This is a genomic window from Paracoccaceae bacterium, assembly GCA_033344815.1.
In the GTDB taxonomy this organism is placed as follows: domain Bacteria; phylum Pseudomonadota; class Alphaproteobacteria; order Rhodobacterales; family Rhodobacteraceae; genus Roseobacter.
Genome location: JAWPMR010000001.1, coordinates 1,455,090 through 1,476,272, shown reverse-complemented (window position 1 = coordinate 1,476,272; position 21,183 = coordinate 1,455,090). Strand labels below are relative to the sequence as shown.

Below are 21,183 nucleotides of genomic sequence, written 5' to 3'. Positions count from 1 at the left end.
AGGACACGACATGACCGACATTGACCCCACCGTGCGAGCGGACCCTTTGCCCGAAGATCACGACCGTGCCTTACGCCCGCAATTTCTGAAGGAATTCGTAGGGCAGGCTGAAGCACGCGCGAACCTGCATGTCTTTATACAATCGGCTCGCCAACGCGGCGAGGCGATGGATCACACCCTTTTTCATGGCCCACCAGGTTTGGGTAAAACAACGTTGGCGCAGATCATGGCGCGCGAATTGGGCGTTGGGTTTCGCATGACGTCGGGGCCTGTTCTGGCCAAAGCCGGTGATTTGGCCGCGATCCTGACCAATCTGGAATCGCGCGATGTCTTGTTCATTGACGAGATCCATCGGCTGAACCCGGCGGTGGAGGAGGTGCTCTATCCTGCGCTTGAGGATTTCGAGCTGGATCTGGTGATTGGTGAAGGCCCTGCTGCACGCACCGTGCGGATTGAATTGCAGCCCTTCACGCTTGTCGGGGCCACCACGCGCATGGGATTGTTGACGACGCCCCTCCGGGATCGTTTTGGTATCCCAACTCGGCTCGAATTCTACACCGTGGATGAACTATACGTCATCGTAGAGCGCAATGCGCGCAAACTGGGCGCGCCAGCAGATGAAGGCGGGGCGCGTGAAATCGCCCGTCGGGCGCGGGGCACGCCGCGGATTGCCGGGCGGTTGTTGCGCCGGGTCGTGGATTTCGCTGTGGTCGAAGGCGACGGGCGGGTGACACAAGAGCTGGCAGATATGGCGCTGACGCGGTTGGGAGTGGATCTTTTGGGTCTGGACGGTGCAGACCGGCGGTATTTGCGTCTGATCGCGGAAAATTATGCGGGGGGACCTGTGGGCATCGAGACACTGAGCGCGGCTTTGTCCGAAAGCAGGGACTCGCTGGAAGAGGTCATTGAGCCCTTCCTGTTGCAACAGGGTTTGATCCAGCGCACACCGCGCGGGCGTATGCTGGCGCAGAAAGGCTGGTCTCATCTGGGGATGCAGCCGCCAAGATCCCAAACGGATCTTTTCGGCGACTGAACGGTGGCGAAGGCGCGTGGGTTTTGCGGGCGCAATAATGACGAAACGAGTTTATGCAATGGATGCAGGCGAAATAGAGGCGCTTTTCACGCGCGCGAGCGGCGCATTTTCCTTTGCCCGCTGGAACAGACCCATTGCGCCGATCGTGTTTGGCGTGACGGATGATACTTTGGCCGTGGTCAAAGGTGCGCTTGAAGCTGTCATGGTTTTATCCGGGCATCAAAAGGCTGAAACGGATCCCGAACTGGGCAGCAATTTCATGATGTTCTTTTTTCGCGACTGGGATGAATTGCCGGAAGTGCCGGGGTTGGACAAGTTGATCCCTGAGCTTGCGCCCCTGATCACACGCCTGAAATCTGTGCAGGCCAATCAGTATCGCATCTTCCACTTTGAACCAGACGGGGCGATCAGAGCTTGCTTTGTGTTTCTGCGCATGGATGAGGAATTGAGCGCGGTGCCAGCCGAAACACTGGCCCTGAGCCAGATTGTGCAATCCATCCTGCTTTGGTCTGATACGGCCTTTCGAGAAAAGTCGCCTTTGGCGGTCGCTGGGGATAAAACCATTCTGCGCCCTGATATCGCCGCGCTGATCCGGGCCGCTTATGATCCTGTGATGCCGTCCGCGTCAATGGACGGAAGCCACGCGCTGCGTCTTGCTGCCCGTGTTGGGATGGCGCAATGACGGACGCCTTGCAGTTTGCACGCGACTGGGAAGCAGGCTGGAACAGCCATGATCTGGACCGGATTTTGTCACACTACCACGCAGACATCTCCTTTCAGTCGCGCAAAGCGCAAGCTCTGACCGGCACAGGTCTCATCAATGGACACACCGCCTTACGCGCTTACTGGGCCGCTGCTCTCCAAGCCCAGCCGCAATTGGCTTTCCGGGTCCAGGACGTATTTGAAGGGTATGAAATGATCGTCATCAGTTACCTCAATCACCGCGACGTTCTGGCGGCTGAAACGCTGTATTTTGATGAGGATGGGTTGGTGATACGGGCTGCGGCCTGTCACAGGACGGAGACGCGCTGATGCACCGCTTCCCCCTTCGCGTCTATTATGAAGACACCGACATGGCGGGCATTGTCTATTATGCCAATTACCTGCGCTACATCGAGAGGGCGCGCAGCGATTGGGTGCGCGACATCGGGATCGACCAACTTGCATTTAAAGCCGAGGGGGTTGTTTTTGCAGTGCGCCGGATCGAGGCAGACTACTTGCAGCCTGCACGGTTTGATGATGCGCTGGAGGTTGTCACCACGCTTAAAAAACTGAGCCCGGCACGTATGATCATGGCGCAGAAAGTCCTGCGCGCGGATGATCTGCTGTTCGCCGCAGATGTGACAATTGCCTGCATAGGTGCCAACGGAAAACCCGTCAAATTGCCAGCAGAACTTCGCTCAATGCCAATTAGTCCGGGTGGATGACAGCATAGTGATAGCAATCTGCGTTGTACTTCGATAGAATCGCATGAAATTGAGGTCGAAAAACGACCCATAGCGGTACACAGGCAAAGAGCAGGCATCATGGAAGCAGATACGCTGGCACTCGCGCATGAGATTGATTTCTCATTCTGGGGGCTGTTTGCCCGCGCGACTTTAATTGTCAAACTCGTGATGATCATGCTGATCATCGCGTCCTTCTGGTCGTGGTCGATCATTGTCATGAAGTTGCTGGTTTATCGCAAAACACGGGCCGAAGCCGCCGAATTTGACGAGGCCTTCTGGTCTGGCGAACCGCTGGATGGGTTGTTTGAAACCGTGGGTCCTGCTCCTTCAGGGAGTTCAGAAAAGATATTCGCCGCAGGTATGACCGAATGGCGCCGCTCGCACCGGGATGACGGCGGTTTGATTGCCGGAGCGACTTCGCGGATCGACCGGTCGATGGACGTCGCGATCAACAAGGAAGCAGACTATTTGCGCGGCGGGCTAACCGTTTTGGCAACTGTCGGGTCTTCGGCTCCGTTTATTGGCCTGTTTGGGACTGTTGTGGGCATCATGAATGCCTTCATTGAGATTGCGGAGCAACAAAACACCAACCTCGCGGTCGTTGCGCCCGGCATTGCCGAGGCCTTGCTGGCCACAGGACTGGGCCTCCTGGCGGCGATCCCGGCGGTGATTTTTTACAACAAGCTGACTGCGGATTGCGACAAGATCCTCTCGGGCTATGAATCCTTTGCGGATGAATTTGCCACCATCCTCAGCCGCCAGTTGGACAGTTGAGCCATGGCTGCGAGTGTCGTTCAAAAACAAGACGGAGGCGGTAACCGGCGCAGGCGGCGAGGACGTGGCAAGGCGCAGCCCATGTCCGAGATCAACGTCACCCCCTTTGTGGATGTCATGTTGGTGCTCCTGATCATCTTCATGGTAGCGGCTCCACTTTTGACAGTTGGCGTGCCGGTGGAATTGCCCAGAACCGCTGCGGGTGCCTTGCCAGCGGATCAGGAAGAGCCGTTGACGATCACGATTACGGCTGAAGGCATTCTGCAAATCCAAACCACACAGACAGCGCCAGATGAATTGATCCCTAAACTACGCGCCATCGCGGCGGAACGCACAAGCGATCAGGTGTTTCTGCGTGCGGACGGGGCAGTGCCATACAGCCAGGTCATGGAAGTTATGGGTGCGCTGAATGCAGGTGGATTTGCCAACATCGGCTTGGTAACTGACATTGGCGGGCCGACGCTGGATGGTCAGGACGGGGCCGCCAACGGGACGGATCGGTAGGGGGCGGTGCATACCGGTCACTATATTTCGGGCGCGGGTCATTTCATATTGATTGGCTGGCTCATTTTTGGAGATGTGTTTGCAGCAGAGCCATTGCCGTTTGAAGCAACCAGCGTGTCCGTCATTTCCGGAACCGAGTTCGCGGCGATGATGGCCGCAGGGCAGGCGCCTCAGTCGACCACAGAAGTGGCACAGCCCTCCAGTCCGGAAGTCACGCCGGATGCTCCGGAAATTGCTGCAACTGATGATCCGGCGACCGAGCAGACACCGCCAGAGCAAACCGAAACGCCAAGCGCGGAAGAGGCACCGGATGTATCGCAACTGGCTCCGCCGCAAGCGGATGTCAGCGATGAGGCGCCCGTCTTGCCTGAACCGCCTGCGGATGTAGCTGTGCTCGTGCCGGAAGTCAGTGATACACCAGTGCCGGAAGCCTCCGAGCGCGTGGCACCTGAGGCTGTTGCACAACCTGATCCGGAAGCTTTGCCGGATCCGGTTGAACAAGAGGCCGTGGCGCCGGACGCCGCTGGGGAGACGCCGCAAGAAACGGCCGAGGCCACAGCACCTGAGGCCGCGAGCACTGAGATTGTAACGGAAGCCGAGGAACCCAGTTCGCGGATCACGACATCGCCACGCCCCCCGGCCCGCCCGACCGCCCCTGTGCAAACCGCACAACCGGCCGAGACGACCGTACCCGAACCGGCCGCCCCTGATACCGAAGATGCCGTGGCCGCCGCCCTTGCAGAGGCGCTCGCAACGGAGTCGAGTGCGCCAGCAGTGCCACAGGGACCGCCCTTGTCGGCAGGAGAGAAAGAATCTCTGCGGGTTGCTGTGTCGAGTTGCTGGAATGTGGGATCGTTGTCCACTGATGCTTTGGGAACAACTGTTGTGGTGAGTGTCGCCATGACGCAGGATGGCAAACCGGTGACGTCCTCCATTCGCATGGCTTCAAGTTCGGGTGGCTCAGAACAGGCCGCGCGGCAAGCATTTGAGGCGGCACGTCGCGCAATCATCAGATGTGGCGCAAAAGGTTTCGAATTACCCGTAGAAAAATATAGTCAGTGGCAGGATATTGAGATGACGTTTAATCCCGAAAGGATGCGTATCAAATGAAACTTCTGGGAATGGTACTGGTCGCAACACTCTTTTGCGCAGCTTTGCCGGCAAACATCGTTCAAGCTCAAACCGATGGTCCGTTGCGTATTGAGATTACCGAAGGTGTGATCGAACCACTGCCTTTTGCGCTGCCGGTGTTTGAGGCCGAAAACGGCGATGCCGCTGCATTGGCGGCCCAGATCAGCCAGCTCGTTTCAGAAGACCTCACAGGAACAGGGCTATTTCGTGAAATCCCCGCTCAAGCCTTTATCAGCCGCGTTGACGCTTTTGCGGCGCCCATCCAATATTCGGATTGGAAAGCGATCAATGCGCAGGCGCTTATCACCGGTGCGGTGTCGGTTCAGGGTGGGCAGTTGAACGTCAAGTTCCGCCTATATGACGTGTTTTCCAACGCTGAGATGGGGTCCGGGTTGCAATTCAGTGGTTCGGCCGAGGGCTGGCGACGCATGGCGCACAAGGTAGCAGACGCAGTCTATAGCCGCATCACTGGTGAAGGGGGCTATTTCGACAGCCGGGTTGTCTTTGTCTCGGAGACGGGTACCAAGGACGCGCGGCAAAAGCGGCTTGCGATCATGGATTATGACGGCGCAAACGTGCAATTTTTAACTGATAGCAGCGCTATTGTTCTTGCGCCGCGGTTTTCCCCGAACGGAGATCGTGTGCTCTACACAAGTTATGATACTGGATTTCCGAGTATTTACGTGCTGGATGTGGCTTCTGTACAGCGCCGGGCTCTGGAGAGCCAAGACGGCACGATGAGTTTTGCGCCGCGTTTTGCCCCTGATGGTCAAACCATTGTGTTTTCGCTCATACAAGGCGGCAACACGGATATCTGGACCATGAACGTTGCGGGGGGCGCAGCCAGTCGCCTGACATCCGCGCCCTCAATTGAAACCGCGCCCAGTTATTCACCAGACGGCAGCATGATCGTTTTTGAAAGTGATCGGTCCGGATCCCAACAGCTGTATATCATGCCCGCAGGCGGAGGTGAGGCGCAGCGCATCTCGTTTGGTCCCGGACGTTACGGCACGCCTGTGTGGTCACCGCGCGGTGATCTCATTGCGTTCACCAAACAAAATGGCGGACGCTTCCATATCGGGGTGATGCGGACAGATGGTGCCGAAGAGAGGCTTTTGACGGCCTCCTTTCTGGATGAGGGGCCGACCTGGGCGCCCAATGGTCGCGTGATTATGTTTACCCGCGAAACGCAGGGCGCGGGAGGCCGTTCAACGCTTTATTCCGTTGATATCTCAGGGCGAAACCTGCGCCCCGTACGCACCCCGGATGGCGGGTCCGATCCGTCCTGGTCCCCGTTGCAGGAGTGATGTGGCACAAAGCGTTCCCATGAAGCGCTGACTGTGCTAAAACACCCATAAAACAATAGCGATAATGCAAAATTCTTGAGGCAGAGAAAATGACAAAAACAGCAAAAATTCTTCTTCTCGTGGCAGGCTTGGCACTTGCTGCCTGCACAGATCCAAACGGTCTGGGTGGTAGCGGGTCTGCGGGGGGGGCTGGCGGCGCAGGCGGACCCATCGTTCCGGGCAGCGCAAATGATCCAACATCAGCCGCCTATTTCAATGAGGCCATCGGCGATCGGGTCCTTTTTGCAGTGGATCAATCCGCGCTAACCACTGAGGGGCGCGCGGTTCTGGACGGTCAGGCCACCTGGCTTCAGACAAACACAGATTTCACCGCCGTCATCGAGGGCCACGCCGACGAACAGGGCACACGCGAATACAACGTAGCCCTTGGCGCACGCCGGGCCAATGCGGCACGAGAGTATCTCATCTCAAGAGGTGTGGCCGGCACCCGGCTGCGCACGGTAAGCTATGGTAAGGAACGCCCGATCGAGATTTGTTCAAATGAGGCCTGCTATGCCAAAAACCGCCGTGCGGTGACTGTGCTGGCGAGTGGTTTGACAGGATAAAGCCATGCGCATTCTCGCTATTTTTCTGATGGTTGTGGCGCTTTCGCCAATGGGTGCTGCGGCTCAGGATGATCAGACACTGGCAGACATCCGCCAGGAAATGACGGTTCTCTTTGTGGAAATACAAAGGCTCCGTCGCGAGCTTTCGACAACAGGCGCGCCCTCGGTCGACACCTCTGGCAGTTCTGTATTGGATCGGATGAACGTGATCGAATCCGAAATGCGGCGGCTCACATCAAAGACCGAAGAGCTTGAGTTCCGCATCAACCGCATTGTTGAGGATGGCACCAACCGGATTGGTGATCTGGAATTCCGTCTGGTTGAGTTGGAGGGCGGCGACATTGCCGCTTTGGGGGAAACAAGTACACTTGGGGGTGAAGCGACCATTGCGACGCCGGTTCCGGGTACAGCGGCCCCGGCAGCCACTCCTGAGGCGGGCATTCAACTGGCCGTCGGCGAAGAAGAGGATTTCAAGAAGGCGCAAGCGGCACTGAACGAGGGCGAATTTCAGCGCGCGTCAGAACTCTTCACGGCATTCAGTCAAACCTATCCGGGCGGGCCACTGGCAGCAGGTGCTGATCTGGGGCGGGGTGAAGCGCTGGAGGGGCTGGGCAATACGCGCGAAGCTGCGCGGGCTTATCTGAGCAGTTTCAGTGTCAATCCGACGGGCCCGGTTGCCGCGCAATCCCTATTCCGGTTGGGCCGCTCCCTTGGAGGATTGGGTCAAACGCAAGAGGCCTGCATCACATTGGGCGAAGTTGGATTGCGGTTTCCTACTGATCCAGCAGCAGAGCAGGCGCGCTCCGAGATGCAATCGCTGGGCTGTGCATGATTTAATGCCCCATGATCTGGGGGGCGAACTGGCCGCGCATTTGCTGCCAAGCCCACCCAGAGCGATCGGCGCCGCTGTGTCCGGCGGCAGTGATTCAATCGGTCTTTTGTGTTTGCTGCATGATTTTTCACAAACACATGGCACCGATCTACATGTGGTTACCGTTGATCATGGGCTGCGTGCAGACGCCGCAAGGGAAGCTGGTGTTGTCGCTGACCTGTGCACTGATCTGAATATACCGCATACGGTTTTGCAATGGCGCGGTTGGGATGGGCAAGGCAACCTGCAAAACGAGGCGCGCCGTGCGCGCTACCGTTTGATCGCAGAATGGGCGCGCGCGCGACAGCTTGCCTGTGTCGCGCTTGGTCACACACTGGATGATCAGGCCGAGACGGTGCTGATGCGCTTGGCGCGTGGATCGGGCGTTGATGGTCTGAGCGCAATGGCTCCGCGACGGCTCGCAGATGGGATCACATGGCTCAGGCCCTTGCTCAACGTTTCGCGCACAAATTTGCAAAAAGACCTTAAGCGACGCAACGTCATTTGGTGTGATGATCCCAGCAATGACGACGACCGTTTTGATCGGGTTAAAATCCGTCAGGCGCTTGCTGTATTGGAGCCGATGGGCGTGACCGCGAAAGCGCTGGGCCAGGTCGCATTCAATATGGCTCGCGCCCGGGATGCGCTGAGCTGGCAAGCATTTCTGGCCGCGCGCGCGACGGTAAAGATTGAACGTGGCGCCGTGCGCATAAACTGGAATGGTTATGTGACTTTACCAGACGAGATCGCCCGCCGCATTCTCTCGGGCGCAATTTGCTGGATCAGCGGTGCGGAATATACCCCGCGACGCAAAGCAATGCTGGGGTTGATTGAGTCATTAAAACAAAACGTCAGCGCAACTGCGGGCGGATGTCAGGTGTCGCGCGATGATGACAGTCTGTGGATCTACCGCGAGCTGAGCCCGGTTGTCGATCTGACCTGTCCACTTGAGCAAACTTGGGATCGTCGATGGCGGCTTGAGGGCCCGTTACCCAACGACGATGTGCATGTTGGGGCTCTTGGGCATAACGGTTTGCGACAGTTTTGCAGCTGGCGCACGCTGGACGTACCGCGCGATGTATTGTCAACAACGCCTGCCGTTTGGAACGGGTCCGACTTGATATCTGCGCCGCTTGCGGGCTTCGGAAACGGGTGGTACGCGAAACCCGAAATTGACGATGAAGCATTTTTTGCCGCACTTTTATCGCATTGAACATATACGAACAGTGTCTATCTTAGTTCCGTGGTGGTACCATTGCGGTTCACACCAAACGCATATTTGGGAGAATTTCGTTGGGTAACGCACGCAACATCGCCTTTTGGGTCGTCTTGTTTCTTTTGATCCTGGCACTGTTTAATCTGTTTAGCGGGCCTGGTAGCACGCTCCAAAGCCGCGAGATCAGCTATTCGGAATTTGTTGACGCGGTCGAATCCGGTAGCGTAAGCAATGTCACGCTCGACGGTGAGCAGGTGCGCTTCCGTCAAGAGGATGGCACGGATTATATCGCGATCAAGCCGGAAGATGCCGAAATAACAACGCTTTTGATCGAAAACGATATTGCTGTACGCGCCGAGCAACAGCAGCAATCTGGTTTCCAGACCTTTCTGATGTCGCTGTTGCCTTTCCTTCTGTTGATTGGCGTCTGGGTCTATTTCATGAACAGGATGCAGGGCGGCGGCAAAGGCGGTGCCATGGGCTTTGGGAAATCAAAGGCCAAGATGCTTACAGAAAAGCACGGGCGTGTGACCTTTGATGATGTCGCAGGAATCGATGAAGCCAAGGAAGAGCTCGAAGAAATCGTGGAGTTCCTGCGCAACCCGCAAAAATTCAGCCGTTTGGGCGGGAAAATCCCCAAAGGTGCTCTGCTGGAAGGCCCTCCCGGCACTGGTAAAACGCTGCTAGCGCGTGCCATTGCGGGCGAAGCAGGCGTTCCATTCTTCACAATTTCGGGCTCTGATTTTGTTGAAATGTTTGTCGGCGTGGGCGCAAGCCGCGTGCGGGATATGTTTGAGCAAGCCAAGAAAAATGCGCCTTGCATCGTGTTCATTGATGAAATCGACGCGGTGGGTCGTCACCGGGGAGCCGGATACGGCGGCGGTAATGACGAGCGGGAACAGACGCTCAACCAGTTGCTTGTTGAGATGGACGGTTTTGAAGCCAACGAGGGTGTCATCATCATCGCGGCGACAAACCGCAAGGATGTTCTTGATCCGGCACTGCTGCGTCCCGGACGTTTTGACCGTCAGGTCACGGTTGGAAACCCGGATATCAAGGGCCGCGAGAAAATCCTTGGCGTGCATGCGCGCAAAACGCCTCTGGGTCCTGATGTGGATCTGCGGATCATTGCGCGCGGCACACCCGGCTTTTCCGGTGCTGATCTGGCCAACCTTGTGAATGAGGCGGCATTGGGTGCTGCGCGGGTTGGTCGCAGGTTCGTGACGATGATCGATTTTGAACAGGCCAAGGACAAGATCATGATGGGCGCGGAACGTCGCTCCATGGTGATGACGACCGCTCAAAAAGAAATGACCGCCTATCACGAGGCCGGCCACGCGCTGGTGGGTATGACGCTGCCGAAATGTGACCCGGTCTACAAGGCCACGATCATTCCACGTGGCGGTGCGTTGGGCATGGTGATGAGCCTGCCTGAAATGGATCGCCTCAACATGTTCAAGGACGAGTGCCACCAACGTCTGGCCATGACCATGGCCGGCAAGGCGGCAGAAATCCACAAATACGGCCCCGATGCGGTTTCCAATGGTCCGGCGGGTGACATCATGCAAGCCTCTGGTCTGGCGCGCGCGATGGTCTTGCAATGGGGCATGTCGGATAAAGTAGGCAACATTGACTATTCCGAGGCAGCTCAAGGGTATCAGGGCGCGACGGCTGGGTTTTCGGTTTCCGCCAATACGAAAGAAACCGTCGAAGAAGAGGTTCGCCGCTTTATTCAGGACGGGTATGATTGGGCGCTCAAGATTATTGTGGAGCGGGAGACGGAGTTTGAACGTTTGGCTCAGGGACTGTTGGAATACGAAACACTGACAGGAGATGAAATCAAACGCGTGATGGATGGTGAGCCGCCTGCACCCCCCGCGGATGAAGATGACAAACCTGACAGCGGCTCGGCCCCTAGCATTACCGGGATTCCAAAAGCCAAGGCCAAAAATAAAAAGGCGCCGCCCTCGGATGGCGGTTTGGAACCAGAGCCTTCGACCTGATTGGATATTGCTCTCAAGAGCTGCGCCACATTGTCAGGCTTGACAGATTTCGGGATAAACTCCGGCGAAGCTTTTCGCCGGAGTTTTTTTGTTCCCTTAGGCCCCGATCGCGTTGTGAAACACTGCGCCGTGACTATTGAGACAAACAGGTCTGTGATGTTTGAGCCACGAGATTGGAGGCGGTGTACCGCTCCGAAAAGGCAACGGGATGCCCGCAAACTTTCCTATAGCCGATTCTGGAGCGCCCGCCGTGGTGGCGAAGCGTTCCTGAAAAGTCGCGCAAACGCTGCATACCTATATCCTCTTGACCTTTGCGGTGCCGTCTCCGGACAATAAAACCGCGCTGAACGGTCAATACCGAGAACCGTTTTAGCGAAGACGGTTGACGTCGAGGAACGCTTCAACAATCGATTATCGGAGGCGCGCACGCCTGATAGATCATGTCCGTTCATGGCGGACCGCACAGCCGGTCGGTGGAGCACCCGCGCCTCCCAGAGTCTCAAGACGCTGATGTTGAGTTGGATACAAACGTCGCACTTCAACAGCCTGCAAGGGTCGGCAATGCGCGCACCGAAAATGCTTAGAGTGATTTTCTGAGATATCTGTTCAACGTTGAAAAGAGGGCTAGTGCCTTTTTTTGGTGCAAAGAATTTGCGCCGCGCCGCTCGCTATCCTGTCAACTCCTTAGGCCTAAAAGCCAGCAGTTCCATTCATTCAACTATGCTCTCGCAGCGTGTTCTACGTCTGGTAATGTGTCAGTGCGGTTGCAGGGCTTTGTCATTTGGTGTTGTCTTTGGTCAGACTGCACCATTTGCCCGTCAGGAGTTTCGATATGCCCGCGCTTTTACCCACCCGTTTCTCTGGCAGCCTGAAATGGTTGGGGCGAGTCGTGGACAGCGAAGATACGCTGCGGGCCGAAGCCCTTGAGAGAGCGGATCTGAGCTTTGCCGGAATCGAGGGTGAATGCCACGGGGGTATGACGCGCCCTTCCTGCGTGCGTACCAAAGCGCAATATCCCAATGGAACCGAAATCCGCAATGTGCGGCAACTTTCGGTTCTTTCCAGCGAAGAGCTGGCGCTGATTGCAGTCGAGATGGGATTGGATGCGATTGATCCCGCGTGGATGGGAGCGTCCTTGGTGATCGAAGGCATCCCGGATTTTTCGCATGTCCCACCATCCTCGCGCTTGCAGTTTCCAAGCGGTGCCAGCATCACAATTGATATGGAAAACCGTCCCTGTATTTACCCCGGTCGAGAGATTGAAAAGGACCGTCCCGGATTTGGCCCAGCCTTTAAACCTGCAGCCGAAAACCGTCGCGGCGTGACGGCGTGGGTGGAACGGGAGGGGGTCGTGGCTATCGGAGATCGTGTCACGCTGCATATTCCGGATCAGCCGGTTTGGACCCATCTCGAGGACGCCCGAGCGTAACATTCGTTTCCGAAAAGAAACGATTGGCGCGTTTGCCGCCGCAACATCGCATGGAAATGTCGGAATTGCCCTTCTGCGGGACCTGCCGCACTCGTATGCATAATGCAGCAACGCTGCCGTGCGCGGCACTTCAACGGGGACACAATCATGGCTTACAAGACCGATATCGAAATTGCGCGTGAAGCGAGCAAGCAGCCCATTCAGGACATTGGTGAAAAACTGGGGATCTCCAGCAACGACCTTTTGCCCTACGGCCATGACAAGGCCAAAGTAAGCCAGCAGTTCATCAACTCTGTTCAGGGCAATGACAACGGCAAGCTGATCCTCGTCACAGCGATCAACCCAACGCCTGCGGGTGAGGGTAAGACAACGACAACGGTCGGTCTTGGGGATGGTCTGAACCATATCGGGAAAAAAGCCGCCGTGTGCATCCGCGAAGCCTCTTTGGGGCCGAACTTCGGCATGAAGGGCGGCGCCGCTGGCGGTGGCTATGCGCAGGTTGTGCCAATGGAAGAAATGAACCTGCATTTCACCGGCGACTTTCACGCGATTACTTCTGCACATTCGCTGCTGTCCGCGATGATCGACAACCACATCTATTGGGGTAACGCGCTGGAAATTGACACGCGCCGCGTTGTGTGGCGCCGTGTGGTGGATATGAACGACCGCGCCTTGCGCCAGATCACGGCCTCCCTTGGCGGCGTCGCGAATGGCTTCCCCCGCGAAACCGGCTTTGACATCACTGTGGCGTCCGAGGTTATGGCGATCCTGTGTCTGTCCAAAAACCTTGAAGATTTGCAAAAGCGCCTGGGCGATATGATCGTCGCCTACCGTCGCGACCGTACGCCGGTGTATGCCCGCGACGTCAAGGCGGACGGTGCGATGACTGTTTTGCTCAAGGACGCAATGCAGCCAAACCTCGTGCAGACGCTCGAAAACAATCCGGCTTTTGTGCATGGTGGTCCATTTGCGAACATCGCGCATGGGTGTAACTCGGTAATCGCCACAACCACCGCTTTGAAACTGGCGGATTACGTGGTGACAGAGGCGGGCTTTGGCGCAGACCTTGGTGCGGAAAAATTCCTCAACATCAAGTGCCGCAAGGCGGGTCTCGCACCATCCTGCGTTGTCGTGGTGGCAACTGTACGCGCGATGAAAATGAACGGCGGCGTGGCCAAGGCGGACCTTGGTGCTGAGAACGTTGATGCAGTGAAAAACGGTTGCGCAAACCTTGGCCGTCACATTGAAAACGTCAAATCCTTTGGCGTGCCGGTTGTCGTGGCGATCAACCACTTTGTCACGGATACGGATGCAGAAGTGCAGGCGGTCAAGGATTACGTCGCCAGCCAAGGGTCCGAAGCTGTCTTGTCACGCCACTGGGAGTTGGGTTCCGAAGGCTCCGCTGATCTTGCGCGCAAGGTTGTCGAAACCATCGACAAGGGGGAGGCCAACTTCGCGCCAATCTATCCTGACGAGATGAGCCTTGCAGATAAGATCAACACAATTGCGACGAAAATCTACCGTGCGGATGCGGCGGTGATGGACCAGAAAATCCTCAACCAGTTGAAAGACTGGGAAGATCAGGGGTACGGCAACCTGCCGGTCTGTATGGCGAAAACGCAATACAGCTTTACCACCGATCCCAATGAGCGCGGTGCGCCAACCGGGTTTGACATTCCGGTGCGCGAAGTGCGCTTGAGTGCAGGTGCTGGTTTCGTTGTTGCGATCTGCGGTGAGATTATGACCATGCCGGGCCTGCCGCGCGTGCCGTCAGCGGAAAACATCAAGTTGAATGCGGATGGTGATGTTGAGGGGCTGTTCTAAAGGGCCATTACCGCAAGATATGCGGTCAGGGGGTGGCGATTTGGGTTGCCCCCTGAGCTGTGCGCCGCCAAGCTGTACATCAGGGCATAGGGGGAGACCATGATGACCAGATTTTTTGCGATGTGTTTTGCACTGTTGTTCGCAGGGGCCGTGGGCGCGCAAGAGCGTTACGTCGGATATTACTATCCTGAAATCACCTCGGAAGAGACGTTTGACAGGGTCGTGCGGGCCAGTCAGGGCTCGGGAAAAGCGGTTCGTATCGACTTTGTGAATGTTTTGACGCGGGCACAGTTGGATGCGCCCGAAACGCCGCGATTTGTGTTTTATGCCAAGGGAGAGGCCTCAAGCACGCTCATCCTGACCGCTTTGGATGATGAAGTTTTTTCAACGATATTCCGCGCACGTGCGATCATGGCGCAAATGACCGTTGCCGTAAGAGAAGGCGGGTTCTTTCGGCAAGAAGAACTGCAATATGTCGCGACATTCTATGACCTGCTGCAACTCATGCAATTTGATGAACTTGTGATCAGCGACGGTCACTCATGGGCCCACAAGGTCACGTTTCAACGACAATAGGAAGACACCAGATGTCAGCAAAAATCATCGACGGAAAAGCCTTTGCCACCACTGTTCGCGGGCAGGTCGCAGAGCATGTGAGCAAGCTCAGGGATGATCATGGAATAACGCCCGGGCTGGCAGTCGTGCTCGTGGGTGAAGACCCAGCGAGCCAGGTTTACGTGCGCTCCAAAGGGAAACAAACCACCGAGGTGGGCATGAAGTCGGTGGAACACAAGCTCGATGCCGACACATCCGAAGCTGACCTGTTGGCGATTATCGACCAGCTCAACAACGATCCTGAGATCCATGGTATTCTGGTTCAACTGCCGTTGCCCAAACATCTGGATGAGGATTTGGTCATCAACTCGATTTCTCCGGCCAAGGATGTGGACGGATTTCACATCTCAAACGTAGGCTTGCTGGGGACCGGGCAGAAATCCATGGTACCCTGCACGCCGCTCGGTTGCCTGATGATGTTGCGCGATCATCATGGATCGCTATCGGGTATGGATGCCGTCGTGATTGGACGTTCCAACATTGTCGGTAAACCCATGGCACAGCTGCTGTTGGGGGATAGTTGCACCGTTACCATCGCGCACAGCCGGACCAAAGACCTTCCAGACGTGGTACGACGTGCCGATATCGTCGTGGCCGCAGTCGGGCGCCCCGAAATGGTGCCGGGCGATTGGATCAAACCCGGTGCGACGGTCATTGACGTGGGTATCAACCGGCTTGATGCGCCGGAGCGGGGCGAGGGCAAGACGCGTCTTGTTGGGGATGTGGAATATGAAAGCTGCGCCGCTGTCGCCGGGGCGATTACACCTGTACCGGGCGGTGTCGGGCCGATGACAATCGCCTGTTTGCTGGCCAATACTGTGACGGCTTGCTGTCGCGCCAATAATCTGCCGGAACCGACTGGCTTGACGGCTTAACCGCTAGCGGGGAACAGGCACCATTGTGCCTTGAAGAACCGCAATCAAGGTTTCCGAGCCCTCTTGAATGGCATGGACCTCACTGGTCACCACAATCAATCGCTTGCCCGGTTTGACCACCCGGCCAGTGGCGCGCAATAGTTCACCTTTGGCAGGCGCCAGTAGATTGATTTTGATTTCCGCTGTGACAACTTCCCGATCGAGGGGCAGGGTTGTTAGTGCAGCATAGCCCGCTGCACTATCCCCAATCGAAAACGTCAACGCCGCATGCCCAAGCCCTTGTTGCTGGAGGGCGCAGGTCAGAATTGGTGCCGTTATGACGACTTGCTCGGGCTCAACGGAGCTGAGCTCGGCACCAAAGGTATGCATCATGTTCTGAGCTGCAAAACTCTCGGCGATCCTTTGTCGATCAATATCGTCCATATTGAAGTCCTAGCGCGGCATTGGCACGCAAGTGGGCACGGGTCCTGTCAGAATTGCAAGAGCATTTGGCCCCATCAATTGAGACAGCGCGGGCGCGTCGCTGCGCAGACCGCCAGTGTAGGTCCCATAGGCTGGCATGATCAAGCGTCTGTCATCATGCAAAAAAGCTGGCCGTGATATGCGCCGACCGCGTGTTTGGATGTTGGCCTTGGGATGGTAGTGACCTGATACTTCCGCGATCGTGGCTTGCGTGGCGATATGACGAAATGTCAGCGCGCCGTGAGTCAAATCCCGTAGGTGCTCTCCGCCGAATTCAATGGGCCCGGCATCATGATTGCCCTCAATCCAGATCCAGCGGCGACCCGCTTGCAGCCGCGCGATCCATAATCTTTCTTCTTCCGGCAGCGCTCTCGCAGCTTGCAGGTCGTCAAAGCTATCCCCCAGACAGATCACAATCTGAGCTCGCGTGTTTTCAATATCTGCCGCAAGACGTGTCAAAGTTTCGCGCGTTTCATAAGGCGGGAGGGCCTGCCCGCCCCGACGCGCTATCCGTTCCGATTTCCCCAGATGCAGGTCAGACACGCATAAAAGATTGGCCTGCGGCCACCACAGGGCACCGGATCCTAGGGCATGAAGTGTGGCGGTAGCAAAGGTGAAAACGTGTGAGTTCATGATTTGTTCATGGCGTATCTTTCGGGGTGGCGCAAGCGATTCAGTACCCCACGCGCCAGGCAGGCTGATTGTTGTGAGAGGGTGTGATCTGCGCCAGGCCGGATTGCTCCATGAGTTTGGCGGATTCCTCGGCAAGCAGCTTTTCCTCCGCGGCACCCTTGACAGGGACACGACCCATTTCCAGGAAAAGCGGTGCCGCCAAAGGTGTTACCCGTGACAGCTTCATATGGTCAATGCGCCCTTCAATGCGTCGAACCATTTCTTCAATTCGACCAAAATCCACCAATCCGCGCAGTGCCTCCTCGCGGGTTATGTCCAGCAAAAGATGTTCCGGATCATATTTCTGCAATGTGTCATAGAGAATGTCGGAACTGAATGTGGCCTGCCGACCCGACTTGCGTGCAGAAGGCGTGTTGCGCTGAATCAGACCCGCAATTGTTGCGCTGGCGCGAAATGTGCGCTTCATTACTGCATTTCCTGCCAACCACGTGTCCAGACCATCCTGAAGCGCTTCCAACTCAAAAAGCGGTGCCGGGTTTTCGACGGCATCCAGACCCCAGATCAAAGTGGCATAATCCGTTGCAACAAAGCCCAAAGGGTTCAGCCCCATTTCTTCCATCCGCTTGCTCAGCAACAATCCCAACGTCTGCTGCCCGTTCCGTCCGGCGAACCCATAGACCACTGTTTGTTCGCGACCGTCATGCGGAAAGCTTTCAATCAAAAGCCGTCCGGGTCTGGGCAACTGGCTTACACGGCGCTGCAGAGCGAGCCAATCTGCCGTATGCGCAGGTAAATCAGGCCATGTATCTTGTTGGAACATCTCCACAACACGTGCGCTCAATTGCGTGGAAGTCGCGAATTTTGTCCCCATGAAGGTCGCAACCTTTGGTTTTTTTGCTGCGTTCCTTGTGACTTCGACGGTCATTTCCCTAAGACCTTCGTATTTTACGATTTGCCCACCGATCAGGAACGTGTCGCCGGGTGTTAGAGAAGCCGCGAAGCCCTCTTCAATTTCGCCCAGCGGTTTGCCCCCACGGTTACGTTTGAGACGAACTTTGAGTGTATCGGTGTCCTGAATGGTGCCGATATTCATTCGGATCTTCTGGGCCGTGCGCGGGTCGCGCAATTGCCAGTTCCCGTCAGTGCGCCGTTGTAAACGCTGCCATTGATCATAGGCGCGCAGTGCATAGCCACCCGTTGCGCAAAAATCCAGACAGGCGTCAAATTCCGCGCGGGTCAGTTGGGCATAAGCTCCAACCGTTACGACTTCTCGATATAATGCATCAGCGTTGAATGGTCCGGCCGCCGCTGTGATAAGAATGTGTTGGCATAACACATCTCGCGGCCCGCTCCCGCGTGGTTCACCGTCCAAAGCACCAGCGCGTACGGCTTCCAACGCGGCGACGCATTCCACGACTTCAAAACGGTTGGCAGGCACGAGTAGCGCTTTGGATGGTGCATTATACCGATGATTTGCACGACCAATTCTTTGTACCAGCCGTTTTACGTTTTTTGGGGCTCCAATCTGGATCACCAGATCGACGTCGCCCCAATCTATCCCTAGATCAAGACTGCCGGTGCAGACAATCGCGCGCAGATCACCCCGTACCATCGCGGCTTCCACCCGTTCGCGCTGCTGACGATCAAGTGAACCGTGATGGATCCCAATGGGCAAAGCGTCATCATTCGCCAGCCAGAGATTATGGAAGAATATTTCGGCCTGTGCCCGGGTATTGTGAAAGATCAGAGTGGTTTTATGTTTGCGCACTTCTTCGAGCACGTTGGAGATGGCGTAGGCAGCGTTACCCCCTGACCAAGGAGGAACCTCTGTTCCCATCAGCATTGAAATATCCGGCGCGGGGCCGGGATCGGCCTGCAGGATGTGGCAACGGTCGGGATCGCACGACAACAGTTTTGCGATGGCTTGTGGATCCTCTACCGTTGCCGACAAGCCGACCCGACGCACGTCCGGACAAAGCCGCTGTAAACGCCCAAGCGCGAGCATCAGTTGATCGCCGCGCTTGGATTCTGCAAGGGCATGGATCTCGTCAATTACCACGCGTTTCAAGCCGCTGAACATGCGTGGTGCATCTTCATATGATGTGAGTAGCGCGAGGCTTTCCGGCGTTGTCAAAAGGATATGAGGTGGATCGACGCGTTGCCGTTTCTTTCGGCTGGCGGGCGTATCACCGGTGCGGTCTTCGATGCGTATATCCAGACCCATGTCGGCAACCGGTGTGGTCAGGTTGCGCTTGATGTCTGCTGCCAGTGCCTTGAGAGGCGAGATATAAAGCGTGTGCAGGCCTGACGAAGGTCTTTCTACCAAATCGACTAGGGTCGGCAGGAAGCCCGCAAGTGTTTTTCCACCGCCGGTTGGGGCTATCAGCAACAGTGCACGCTCTTCTGCCCGGTCCAGCATTAGCTGCTGATGCGGGTGGACTTGCCAGTCTTTCGAAGCAAACCAATCAACGAATATCGAAGGGAGCGCACTCATTCGTGACAGTTAGCGCAGGCTTGGAGGTCGGCCAAGCGAAATGGCTATGGATGAGTGCATTCGCGGTCCTTATCAGGACGGATCGGACTCGCGTTTTCTTGCTGCTTTATGGATTGGCTACGCCATTGCTGTGTCTAGATTGAATGAGCTTTCCCGCCAAATCATTCCCTTTCAGTCGTCGTAAGCAATTCGCTTTCCGCATTTACGCGACGTTGCGTGTGTCATTGACCGATTGTGACACACGAAATCGCTGAGTGAGTTCGCGCATTGTGCGAGCGCCGTCGGACAGGTTCGCGCACGCCGCATTAGTTTCTTCAAACATTGCGGCATTTTGCTGAGTTACCGCATCCAGATCTGAAACTGACGCATTCAGTGAGGATATACCTGTACTTTGTGCATGGGTATTTTCAGAAATCGAGTTCATTTTTGTAGTGATTTCCAACACGGTCTCGACCACATTTTGGAGCGCACTCACGGTCTCGCCAATTTTGGTTGATCCGACGGTTACTTCCTGTCCGGATCGGTCAATGAGCGCACTGATGTTGGTTGCACTCTCGGATGATCGTTGTGCGAGGCCGCGTACCTCGGACGCGACAACGGCGAAACCGCGCCCCGCTTCACCTGCACGCGCGGCCTCAACCCCCGCATTGAGTGCCAACAGATTTGTCTGGAATGAAATTCCGTCAATGACTTCGACGATCTTTGAAATTTCATCGGCACCATTCCGTATCGCTTCCATGGCCTCTGATGCCTCCGAAACAATGGTGCTGCTGTTTTTCGCGCTGGACTGCGCGCCTTGCGCCGAAGTATTGGCATCATCCACGGTCTGAGCCGTGGTTCGAACTGTACGTGTCAGTTCTTCGAGAGCCTCTGAAGTCTCCCGCAGAGTTGCGGCTTGTTGTTCTGTTCGTCTTGCCAAGTCATCTGTCGCAGAGGAAATTTCCTGAACCTCTGTATCCATTTGCTCGGAGCGGTTGGCGACTTCCGATACCATTTCTTCCAGCGTTGCCAGTGCAGAGTTAAACGCATTTCTTAACTTTTCGTAGTCCGCAGGCAGGTTCTGATGGATACGTATCGTCAAATCACCGTTTTCAAGCTCTGACAGAGCAAGCTCCAGTGCCTCCACGGCCATCGTCTGCTCGTCTGATCGGGCTTGTTGGTTTTCGATATGTTCTTTTTGAAGTCTTGTCTGCTCCGTTTCAGCATGTTGCCTGACCAGATCTGCGTCGCGCGATTGGGCCAGAGAGGATTCCGCCTGTTGTTGTGCGGCCTCGGCGACCTCTTTGGATTTTTCGGCATCTGCCTGGGCAATTTGGGCTTGTTTTCGAGCATCGTCCGATGACTGTAGGCTGACGGCCAGGTCATTTGCTTTTTCCTGCATCTGTTGGTCCATGCGTTTCAACTGAATCACTGTCAGAACCAAGGCCGCAGTTTCAACTATGACGATAACCGCGTGCAGAGTTGTACGTGCAATATTCTGAGTGAATGCGCCGGATGGGTAGAGCAGGGAGGGCATCACCAAAGAGAACGATATATGATGGACCGCTATGATCACTGTTCCTGCCAGTATGGCCGGGACGCTGCGCAAACTGACCAGGCAGGCCAAAAGTGCAAAAAACATCATATGCGTGTCGATTTGCCAAGGATGTCCCTGAAACGCTGAGGTAAGGGCAATTGCTTGTCCGATCAGTGCTACTGCCGCGCCGACAGGTGCAAGGTTGCGTTGACTGCGCGCCATCAGGACGCCCAGTGCAATGAAAGACAGGGAGGTCATGGCAACAGAAACAACTGCTCCGCCGATCATGAAAGCCGAACCCGTGACAATGAACAGCAATACCCAGGATAAAGCAAAGATCATACTGACAGGGGAGGAAATGAGAGATTTAAACATGAGTCTAGCTCCTATCGGCGCGACGTTGAAGGGGTGTTTTAATGCCGCAAAGCGCAGCGATCGCCCCC

At 56.1% G+C, this 21,183-nt stretch carries 20 protein-coding genes; 16 read left to right on the top strand and 4 right to left on the bottom strand.

The genetic code is table 11. The features are described from left to right. Positions 1 to 10: 10 nt before the first annotated feature. From ruvB to folD, 16 genes are all read left to right on the top strand, one after another. Entirely contained in the window at positions 11 to 1,033 is a 1,023-nt protein-coding gene (gene ruvB, locus R8G34_06925; protein MDW3222612.1) for a Holliday junction branch migration DNA helicase RuvB, read from the top strand. A 58-nt stretch (positions 1,034 to 1,091) separates the two neighbouring features. Continuing rightward, the gene (locus tag R8G34_06920; protein MDW3222611.1) at positions 1,092 to 1,715 is read left to right on the top strand and encodes a hypothetical protein; all 624 of its coding nucleotides are present in this window, start codon (positions 1,092 to 1,094) and stop codon (positions 1,713 to 1,715) included. Further along, the gene (locus tag R8G34_06915; GenBank protein MDW3222610.1) at positions 1,712 to 2,065 is read left to right on the top strand and encodes a nuclear transport factor 2 family protein; all 354 of its coding nucleotides are present in this window, start codon (positions 1,712 to 1,714) and stop codon (positions 2,063 to 2,065) included. The genes R8G34_06920 and R8G34_06915 overlap by 4 nt, the downstream gene beginning before the upstream one ends. Then, positions 2,062 to 2,460, top strand: coding sequence for a tol-pal system-associated acyl-CoA thioesterase (gene ybgC, locus R8G34_06910; GenBank protein MDW3222609.1), 399 nt, complete (start codon positions 2,062 to 2,064; stop codon positions 2,458 to 2,460). Before R8G34_06915 ends, ybgC begins: the two co-directional genes overlap by 4 nt. Positions 2,461 to 2,559: 99 nt before the next feature. Then, on the top strand, positions 2,560 to 3,255 hold the full coding sequence (tolQ, locus tag R8G34_06905; protein MDW3222608.1) for a protein TolQ: 696 nt from the start codon (positions 2,560 to 2,562) through the stop codon (positions 3,253 to 3,255). Positions 3,256 to 3,258: 3 nt separating this feature from the next. Further along, positions 3,259 to 3,759, top strand: coding sequence for a protein TolR (gene tolR / locus R8G34_06900; GenBank protein ID MDW3222607.1), 501 nt, complete (start codon positions 3,259 to 3,261; stop codon positions 3,757 to 3,759). 114 nt (positions 3,760 to 3,873) lie between these two features. Beyond that, entirely contained in the window at positions 3,874 to 4,869 is a 996-nt protein-coding gene (locus R8G34_06895; protein ID MDW3222606.1) for an energy transducer TonB, read from the top strand. Beyond that, complete coding sequence (gene tolB / locus R8G34_06890) at positions 4,866 to 6,197, top strand: Tol-Pal system beta propeller repeat protein TolB (protein MDW3222605.1); 1,332 nt, start codon at positions 4,866 to 4,868, stop codon at positions 6,195 to 6,197. The genes R8G34_06895 and tolB overlap by 4 nt, the downstream gene beginning before the upstream one ends. An 89-nt stretch (positions 6,198 to 6,286) precedes the next feature. Continuing rightward, entirely contained in the window at positions 6,287 to 6,802 is a 516-nt protein-coding gene (gene pal, locus R8G34_06885) for a peptidoglycan-associated lipoprotein Pal (protein MDW3222604.1), read from the top strand. A 4-nt stretch (positions 6,803 to 6,806) separates the two neighbouring features. Beyond that, positions 6,807 to 7,634 carry a tetratricopeptide repeat protein gene (locus R8G34_06880; protein ID MDW3222603.1) on the top strand — a complete coding sequence of 276 codons (828 nt, stop codon included), beginning with the start codon at positions 6,807 to 6,809 and terminating at the stop codon, positions 7,632 to 7,634. A 4-nt stretch (positions 7,635 to 7,638) separates the two neighbouring features. Then, positions 7,639 to 8,886, top strand: a complete 1,248-nt coding sequence (tilS, locus tag R8G34_06875) for a tRNA lysidine(34) synthetase TilS (protein MDW3222602.1) — start codon at positions 7,639 to 7,641, stop codon at positions 8,884 to 8,886. Positions 8,887 to 8,966: 80 nt separating this feature from the next. Further along, positions 8,967 to 10,892 carry an ATP-dependent zinc metalloprotease FtsH gene (gene ftsH, locus R8G34_06870; GenBank protein MDW3222601.1) on the top strand — a complete coding sequence of 642 codons (1,926 nt, stop codon included), beginning with the start codon at positions 8,967 to 8,969 and terminating at the stop codon, positions 10,890 to 10,892. Positions 10,893 to 11,724: 832 nt separating this feature from the next. After that, positions 11,725 to 12,321, top strand: a complete 597-nt coding sequence (locus R8G34_06865) for an MOSC domain-containing protein (protein ID MDW3222600.1) — start codon at positions 11,725 to 11,727, stop codon at positions 12,319 to 12,321. Positions 12,322 to 12,468: 147 nt separating this feature from the next. After that, entirely contained in the window at positions 12,469 to 14,145 is a 1,677-nt protein-coding gene (locus tag R8G34_06860; GenBank protein MDW3222599.1) for a formate--tetrahydrofolate ligase, read from the top strand. A 102-nt stretch (positions 14,146 to 14,247) separates the two neighbouring features. Next, positions 14,248 to 14,721 carry a hypothetical protein gene (locus R8G34_06855; protein MDW3222598.1) on the top strand — a complete coding sequence of 158 codons (474 nt, stop codon included), beginning with the start codon at positions 14,248 to 14,250 and terminating at the stop codon, positions 14,719 to 14,721. Between the two features lie 11 nt (positions 14,722 to 14,732). Next, positions 14,733 to 15,635, top strand: coding sequence for a bifunctional methylenetetrahydrofolate dehydrogenase/methenyltetrahydrofolate cyclohydrolase FolD (gene folD / locus R8G34_06850; protein MDW3222597.1), 903 nt, complete (start codon positions 14,733 to 14,735; stop codon positions 15,633 to 15,635). 3 nt (positions 15,636 to 15,638) lie between these two features. Here folD and R8G34_06845 read toward each other — a convergent pair whose 3' ends face one another. From R8G34_06845 to R8G34_06830, 4 genes are all read right to left on the bottom strand, one after another. Further along, the gene (locus R8G34_06845; GenBank protein ID MDW3222596.1) at positions 15,639 to 16,058 is read right to left on the bottom strand and encodes a PaaI family thioesterase; all 420 of its coding nucleotides are present in this window, start codon (positions 16,056 to 16,058) and stop codon (positions 15,639 to 15,641) included. A 9-nt stretch (positions 16,059 to 16,067) separates the two neighbouring features. After that, complete coding sequence (gene pdeM, locus R8G34_06840; protein ID MDW3222595.1) at positions 16,068 to 16,730, bottom strand: ligase-associated DNA damage response endonuclease PdeM; 663 nt, start codon at positions 16,728 to 16,730, stop codon at positions 16,068 to 16,070. 40 nt (positions 16,731 to 16,770) lie between these two features. Beyond that, on the bottom strand, positions 16,771 to 19,224 hold the full coding sequence (locus R8G34_06835) for a ligase-associated DNA damage response DEXH box helicase (GenBank protein MDW3222594.1): 2,454 nt from the start codon (positions 19,222 to 19,224) through the stop codon (positions 16,771 to 16,773). Positions 19,225 to 19,426: 202 nt separating this feature from the next. Beyond that, positions 19,427 to 21,115 (bottom strand): methyl-accepting chemotaxis protein, encoded by a 1,689-nt coding sequence (locus R8G34_06830; GenBank protein MDW3222593.1) that lies wholly within the window; start codon positions 21,113 to 21,115, stop codon positions 19,427 to 19,429. Positions 21,116 to 21,183 lie beyond the last annotated feature (68 nt).

Bases quoted from the DNA above. Each gene is read 5' to 3' on its own strand.
- ruvB (MDW3222612.1), top strand. From the start codon at position 11: ATGACCGACATTGACCCCACCGTGCGAGCGGACCCTTTGCCCGAAGAT.
- R8G34_06920 (MDW3222611.1), top strand. From the start codon at position 1,092: ATGGATGCAGGCGAAATAGAGGCGCTTTTCACGCGCGCGAGCGGCGCA.
- R8G34_06915 (MDW3222610.1), top strand. From the start codon at position 1,712: ATGACGGACGCCTTGCAGTTTGCACGCGACTGGGAAGCAGGCTGGAAC.
- tolQ (MDW3222608.1), top strand. From the start codon at position 2,560: ATGGAAGCAGATACGCTGGCACTCGCGCATGAGATTGATTTCTCATTC.
- tolR (MDW3222607.1), top strand. From the start codon at position 3,259: ATGGCTGCGAGTGTCGTTCAAAAACAAGACGGAGGCGGTAACCGGCGC.
- tolB (MDW3222605.1), top strand. From the start codon at position 4,866: ATGAAACTTCTGGGAATGGTACTGGTCGCAACACTCTTTTGCGCAGCT.
- pal (MDW3222604.1), top strand. From the start codon at position 6,287: ATGACAAAAACAGCAAAAATTCTTCTTCTCGTGGCAGGCTTGGCACTT.
- R8G34_06880 (MDW3222603.1), top strand. From the start codon at position 6,807: ATGCGCATTCTCGCTATTTTTCTGATGGTTGTGGCGCTTTCGCCAATG.
- tilS (MDW3222602.1), top strand. From the start codon at position 7,639: ATGCCCCATGATCTGGGGGGCGAACTGGCCGCGCATTTGCTGCCAAGC.
- R8G34_06865 (MDW3222600.1), top strand. From the start codon at position 11,725: ATGCCCGCGCTTTTACCCACCCGTTTCTCTGGCAGCCTGAAATGGTTG.
- R8G34_06860 (MDW3222599.1), top strand. From the start codon at position 12,469: ATGGCTTACAAGACCGATATCGAAATTGCGCGTGAAGCGAGCAAGCAG.
- R8G34_06855 (MDW3222598.1), top strand. From the start codon at position 14,248: ATGACCAGATTTTTTGCGATGTGTTTTGCACTGTTGTTCGCAGGGGCC.
- folD (MDW3222597.1), top strand. From the start codon at position 14,733: ATGTCAGCAAAAATCATCGACGGAAAAGCCTTTGCCACCACTGTTCGC.
- R8G34_06845 (MDW3222596.1), bottom strand. From the start codon at position 16,058: ATGGACGATATTGATCGACAAAGGATCGCCGAGAGTTTTGCAGCTCAG.
- pdeM (MDW3222595.1), bottom strand. From the start codon at position 16,730: ATGAACTCACACGTTTTCACCTTTGCTACCGCCACACTTCATGCCCTA.
- R8G34_06835 (MDW3222594.1), bottom strand. From the start codon at position 19,224: ATGAGTGCGCTCCCTTCGATATTCGTTGATTGGTTTGCTTCGAAAGAC.
- R8G34_06830 (MDW3222593.1), bottom strand. From the start codon at position 21,115: ATGTTTAAATCTCTCATTTCCTCCCCTGTCAGTATGATCTTTGCTTTA.